This is a genomic window from Streptococcus plurextorum DSM 22810 (assembly GCF_000423745.1).
GTDB lineage: Bacteria > Bacillota > Bacilli > Lactobacillales > Streptococcaceae > Streptococcus > Streptococcus plurextorum.
Genome location: NZ_KE384088.1, coordinates 791 through 7,422 on the forward strand (window position 1 = coordinate 791; position 6,632 = coordinate 7,422).

Sequence of the window (6,632 nt, forward strand, 5' to 3'; positions counted from 1 at the left end):
GTTTTGGAACCATTCGAAACAACACAGCTCTAAAACCTCGTAGAAAAATTTTTCTTTCGAAATTTCGTAATCGCACTGCTCATCTCAGCCAGATTTCAGTTTCAAATAAGTTCCTATTTACTAGATTATACCACTTCTTCAGCTATTAAGAAATAGTCTTCATCCAAGATATACTGGGTTTGATTTATGACTCTTCTAGGTTCCAAAAAAAGAACTCTTAGCTGCGACAAATTGATAAATTCCATTATTTTCTCAATTTCAGCGCTGGTAAAATAGGATAGACTGTTAACAAAAATCAGTAATTTCTTTTTGGTCAGGTAACGAAATATTTGCAGTATTTCAAAACATTTTTCAAATATCGTATCACTCTGGGTTTCAATTTTAACGCCCAAGGCCTTGATAAGCTCTAAAATTGTGATTTCATCATATTCTAAATCCAACTCACTCTCTAAACATTCATAACTGATTAGCTCTGTAATGGAATTAGCCAGTTTTTCGATAATTGATTTAACTTCCGGCTGATCATTTAATTGAGCCTCTAAATCAGCATGAATCAACTTTAAGATTGGTGCAGAATTGATATCATAGCCCAATATATCCGTCACAATCATCAATTCTGACTCCTTTACGGATTTAAAATCAGTATCAAAGAACTTTACATCAGATTCTTCAGAGTATTGATACAAGTCCTTAACGAGTTTTGCAAAGACTTGAGTATCTTCCACAGTCAGAATAACCGATCCATTCAACGATATTGCTTCATCCAACAAAGAAAAATTTAATTTCATATCAAAACTCCTCTCCCAGAATGACAATACGAGAATCGGTATTTCCGATACATGTGTTTGCTTCCCCGTGAAGATAAATCATTCTTGCAAACTGTTTTTCAGTGACCGTCAATAAGGTGATATTCCCCTTTCGAGGATTAGTCTCTTTCAACCGAGCCACCATTGCCGCATTAGCCGAATTATTCAATAACAACTTGCTATATACAGAAAATTGGTGCATGATAAAACCTTCTGAAAGCAAGAATTTACGAAATTTACGGTAGGCCTTTCTCTCCTCTGCAGTATCGGTAGGCATATCAAACATTAAAATCATTCGCATATATCTGTAACTCATATTGTAAACTCAGGAATTCCATTCCCTTTATTATTCAGAGATTTTATGACTTTTTTAGTGTAATCACTAACAATATTGGTCAAGTACATTTCCTTGCCATTGTATTCAAATGTATCTGAGAAAATGGTAAACAGTTCTTTCTTCATTTTGACAAAAGGCTCTGTACGATTTTCGTAAATAATCCTATCAATGATTGGACGAAAAGGTTCCATAATGTCACTTGCAAAATTGAATTGATTAAACTGATTAGCGTGCTTTAGTCCAAACTGAGTCATACATCCAGAAACCACTACCTCACGTGCAAACATACTCAACAGCAGAGTATAACCATAGTCCAATCCTGCATTTATATCATTATCTAATTCACGTGAAAAGTCATTACCAAATAAGGTATTAAAATAAATACGAGCAGCATGCCCCTCCCGATTGCTCGGATCAAACAATGCCAATCCATGATAAAGATCCATTACGGAACTTGATTTTTCAAAAAAGCCACAGGCACTCAGATAGATGCTCTGATTACGAATTTTTTGAGCAATGATTGTTGTCCACACAATTGCCTTCACTTCTTCATCCCAACTGACTTGCTTTGAGAGTTGCAAACTAGAATCATGTCGTGCATAATAGGGCATCAAATGGGCAATGGGCAATCGTTTTTGGTCACAGAATATGACCACGATATTCTCATCCATCAAACGCTGTACTAACATCGTTGACAGAGTAATGTCAGTCGTTTCGAGCAATAAGACGTCTATCTCGGACAGATGAACCATCTCTGTCCGAGTAGCATCTTTAAAAATTAAATAATTATTTTTGTAGGACAACTTAGAGTGCGTATTCACAACAACTGTCCGCCAACCCATTATTCGCCTCCTAATTTACTTAAATCAATTCGTGTCTCGTAGAGACCAGTTACATATTGGTGGATGAGAGTTGCATTTAAGCACTCTGTTACCGTCTGGTATCTAAGGTTTGCCTGTTTTATTTCAATTCCAAAACATTTGAACCCTCCTGGCGCTCCGAATGCTGTAAATTTTAGCAAATTAACAAACGATTCGGCATACTGCGTGATATCAAGCTGATTACTCTCTAACGCTTTTTTAATCATTTCGATAACCTTAGGCTTGAGAATATAGCGTTCAGCTGCTATCAATAGCGTATTAAGAATAACTTCAAATTCTGCTTTATGTTCTTCCACATAGCGTAGGTGCTCTGGTTGTTCTAGATTCTTTACACGTTGGGCATGATAAAGCAGATTTATCTGCTCTTGAGATAAAACAAGTTGATTTCCCTTTTGTAGTTCAATCGCACTAGCTAATAATCGTCGGCGACCCTCTTCCAACTCAAACAAGCTGTACTTAGGAAGCTTGATAATATTTTTCTCTTGAATGTTTTGATAACCTTTGGATTCTAAAAATACTATTGGATTTTTTTCAAACGCAGAGCGTTCCATTATAGTAATTCCAACCAACTCTTTTACTGTTTTTAACTTCTGAGCCTTCCCTTTTGCGACATCAGCAATAACCAGAACAGAGTAAGCAACGGTTGGACTATCAAAGCCACCATACTTTTTAGGATCCCAATTATTTTTCCGACGAATTAATTTGTCGGAATCTCCTTTTGGCAAAATGCTTTCTTTAGAAAAGCCACCCGTTTGAATTTCCGTTTTCTTAACAATATTAACCTGTGGATAGCTCAATACTTTTTTAATCATTGGAAGATGGTAGTTTGGATCCCAGATAACCTCTCCATCTTCGTTTCCGTGCTTATTACCATCTTTCAAGAAGTTCAAGATATTAGAATAGAACAGTACTTTTTGCGTCGCAGTCATCCGCTCTTTATAACTGTTGTACTTTGGATAATCTCCAAATACGAACTCCGCTTCTAATTGTGGATATTTTGCAAGCAAAGCCTTTCCGACTACCGCATTCAAATAAGCATCATGAGCATGGTGATAATCATTTAGCTCTCGAATTTTATACAATTCAAACTCTTTTCTAAATTGTGAAACCAAATTTGATTTTAAAGTGATGATTTTAACATCTCGAATTAGTTTGTTATTGTCGTCACGCTTCTGATTAAAACGCTCATCTAGTATACGAGCAACATGTTTTGTGATTTGACGTGTCTCAACCAGTTGTCGTTTGATAAAACCTGCCTTATCTTCCTGCGATAGCCCTCCACGCTCAGACTTTGTTAAATTATCAAATTTTCGTTTTGAAATCAGCTGTGCATCACGCAACTTCTTCCAAAATGGTTTCATTTTTTGAACAATTTCCTGACTAGGCACACTGTCTGATTTTCCTCTATTACTCTTAGAACTTGTCAACACACGATTATCAAGAGAATCATCTTTTATAAAACTTTGTGGAATAATATGATCAATATCGTAATGTGACAACTGATCAATATTTAGAGTCTCACCTGTGTACATATCTTTACCATTTTGAAGATAGTATAGATAAAGACGGTCATTCTGCAATTGACTATTATCAACTGGGAACTCTTTCAGAATATCGCTGCCTAACTCTCGAATCGAATTTGTCAATCCTGTCAATCGCTGTTGAGAATTTTTGCGACCTTTTTGGGTTGTTTGATTTTCACGAGCCATTTCAATGATAATTGACTCTGGATTATGCCCCATAATTGAAACCAACTCTTCGACTACTTTTAGACTCTGTAAAATGCCCTTTTTGATTGCAGGACTTCCAGCAATATCATCTACAATAGCTTTAAGGTCATCTCTTTCACCAATAACTTGTGCTTCTGAAATAATAGTTTTAAAATCCAAACCATCATCATGAATCAACTGCATAAAATTGCGATTGATCTGACCATCATCCATTAAATAATCTAATATTGTTTTATTCGTTGCTTTGTGGCGAATGCCATTGAGTAGCTTAGCAGATAAACGTCCCCAGCCAGTATAGTGTCTTCTCTCCAGTTTTTTCAACTGTTCTTTGGTAAGTGCCTCGCTGTATTTACTCAACCGTTTCCGAATCATTTCACGGTCTTCAAAAAGTGTCAAGGTTAATATTAATTCTTCCAGAAGATGTTCATTCGCTACATCATCCAAGAAATCCTTATCAAGAATTTTCTTCAAATCATGGTAGGTTCCCAAAGAAGCATTAAACTCTTGTTTTTCAGAATCTAGTCCCGTAATATCAACAATACGAAACTCTTCAAACTCTTTGTCCAAGAAATTCAATAAGTCCTTTTTCTTTACTTTTCGACTGTTCTTAAAAACTTGTTCAAAAATCTCACGCTTCAGATGACAATCAAAGAATTCTTCCTTACCTTGCTCAGTAATATATTTTACTTTGGTCAGCTCGTTGAATACTGCAAATTTTTCATACAAGAAACTATGTTTTGGTAGAACCTTTTCATCTGGTAAGTACAAATCTACATTTGTCATTCTCTCAATGAATTTCCTCGCAGATTCTTCCTTATCAATAATTTCTTCAAAATTCCAAGGAGTTATTTTTTCATTTGACTTTCTGACAGCCCATGCAAAACGGCTATTTCCTCTTGCTAATGGACCGACATAATATGGTATTCTAAAAGTTAGCAACGCTTCGATTTTATGCTGTTCTTCTTTCAAAAATGGATAATGCTCCCCTTGTCGACGGACAATAGCCTTCAACTCTTGTAAATGAATTTGATGAGGGATTGCACCATTGTCAAATGTTCGTTGCTTTCTCAAAAAATCTTCTCGCTCAATTTTGTCGATAAAGTATTGGGAATTTTCAATTTCCGACAGAAGAGCTTTGGTATATTTGTAAAACTCCTCCTGTTTTACTCCTCCTTCAATATAACCTGCATAACCATTTTTAGTGCTGTCATTAAACATTTCCTTGTATAATTTACGCTCATCAGGCTTATAATTTGGGATATGTTTTTTCAACGCTTTTAGATCACTCTGATGTTCCTCATAGCGTTGAACCATAGAAGCAGAGAGTGGTGCTTTTGTCGCAATATCTTGACTAGTAATAATACCTGCAAGTAGAACAGCATCGTACAACCGCTTAGCTGCATGAAACAAATCAAGATAGTCATCTCCTACTTTTCCAAGCAAATCAGCTAATTCTTCTTCATAGGTATCTTTAGATAGTTGCAATACAGCCTTTTCATCTAAAGAAAAAACTTTTTTGAAGTCTGCTTGATTCCCTACAATCAATTTCATAAACTCCGCAAAATTCCCATTTGATTTTTCTGTTGGAAATAGCTGCATCACCCGATCCTTTTTGACTGACTTGCTTAACTTATCAACCAAAATAGGCTCTACCTCAGCATGAATAGATACTAAGTCACTACCCTCAAATACGCTATCGTAAACTTGAACAAACTCATCAAACAATTGCTGGATACCTACTGCCTGGCTTTCTAAGCCGCCCTCAATTAAAAAATGTCCTCTATATTTAATGATATGGGCCAATGCCATATAAACCAGTCGTAAATCTACTTGTTCTTTTGAATCTGCTAAGTGTTTTCTTAAGTGATAGATAGTCGGAAATTGTTGATGATAAGCTACTTCTTCAGCTAATGTCCCAAAAATTGGATGTTGTTCAAATTGCTTATCCTCTTCATCAAGAAATGATTCTTTTAGTCGATGAAAGAAATTTGGATCAATTTGTTCCATTTGATCCGCAAAAATCTCTTGTAAGTAACGCAGACGATTGTTTCTTCTAACATAACGGCGACGAGTAGTACGCCTCATTCTGGTTCCTGCCGCTGTTTCTCCGCTGTCAAACAATAAGGTTCCCAATAAGTTCTTTTTGAGATACTTCTTATCTGTGTTTCCATTAACCTTCATCTTTTTAGAGGGAACTTTATAGTCATCTGTAACGACGGAAAATCCAACTGAATTGGTTCCAATATCTAATCCGATTGAATAAGTTTTCTGCATATGCTTATTACCTCCATTTTTTTAACTTAACACAATTCAATTTTAAACATTTTGGGTTTTATTATAAAGTAGGAAACATAAAATTAGCTAATTTCTATTATAATCTGCTATAATGAACAACGCATTATATTGTTTTATAGTTTTTGTTGATTTGAGCTTGATTTTTTCCAAACAATGGTATATAATAACCCTGTTGGAACTATTCGAAACAACACAGCAAGTTAAAATAAGGCTTAGTCCGTACCCAATTTTGGCTCATTGTCAACTGTAGTGGGTGACTTATAACTAAGCACGAGAGAGAATCAAATTGGTTCTCTCTCTTTGCATGTTCAAAGCGATGAGAATTTTAGTTTTAAAGTTTTTGAAGTTTCGAAATCCAAAAGCTTGGCGTTTGATGTCCTTGATAAGCTTGTTGGTCGCTTCCAACTTGGCATTGGAATAAGGCAACTCAAGTGCGTTGATGATGTAAGCTTTGTATTTGAGAAAGGTCTTGAAGACGGTCAAAAATGGCTGCTTGACGAGCTTCAAATGGTCTTCAATGAGTTCAAAGCATTCAGTTGCTCGTTTTTCTTGAAAATGGAAGAGCAGGAGTTGATAAAGCTCA

General features: G+C 35.7%; 5 protein-coding genes. All 5 read right to left on the reverse strand.

Translation table 11 applies throughout. The features are described from left to right. Nucleotides 1-125: 125 nt before the first annotated feature. A complete protein-coding gene (csn2, locus tag G575_RS0110840) occupies nucleotides 126-788 on the reverse strand; it encodes a type II-A CRISPR-associated protein Csn2 (RefSeq protein ID WP_027972725.1) in 663 nt (220 codons plus the stop codon). Nucleotide 789: 1 nt separating this feature from the next. Further along, complete coding sequence (gene cas2 / locus G575_RS0110845; protein WP_027972726.1) at nucleotides 790-1,122, reverse strand: CRISPR-associated endonuclease Cas2; 333 nt, start codon at nucleotides 1,120-1,122, stop codon at nucleotides 790-792. Continuing rightward, complete coding sequence (gene cas1 / locus G575_RS0110850; protein ID WP_037623142.1) at nucleotides 1,119-1,985, reverse strand: type II CRISPR-associated endonuclease Cas1; 867 nt, start codon at nucleotides 1,983-1,985, stop codon at nucleotides 1,119-1,121. The genes cas2 and cas1 overlap by 4 nt, the downstream gene beginning before the upstream one ends. Next, nucleotides 1,985-6,028, reverse strand: coding sequence for a type II CRISPR RNA-guided endonuclease Cas9 (gene cas9 / locus G575_RS0110855; RefSeq protein ID WP_027972728.1), 4,044 nt, complete (start codon nucleotides 6,026-6,028; stop codon nucleotides 1,985-1,987). Before cas9 ends, cas1 begins: the two co-directional genes overlap by 1 nt. 285 nt (nucleotides 6,029-6,313) lie before the next feature. Next, nucleotides 6,314-6,632, reverse strand: a 319-nt coding sequence (locus tag G575_RS0110860; RefSeq protein WP_027972729.1) for an ISL3 family transposase, incomplete at its 5' end; no start/stop codon positions are given.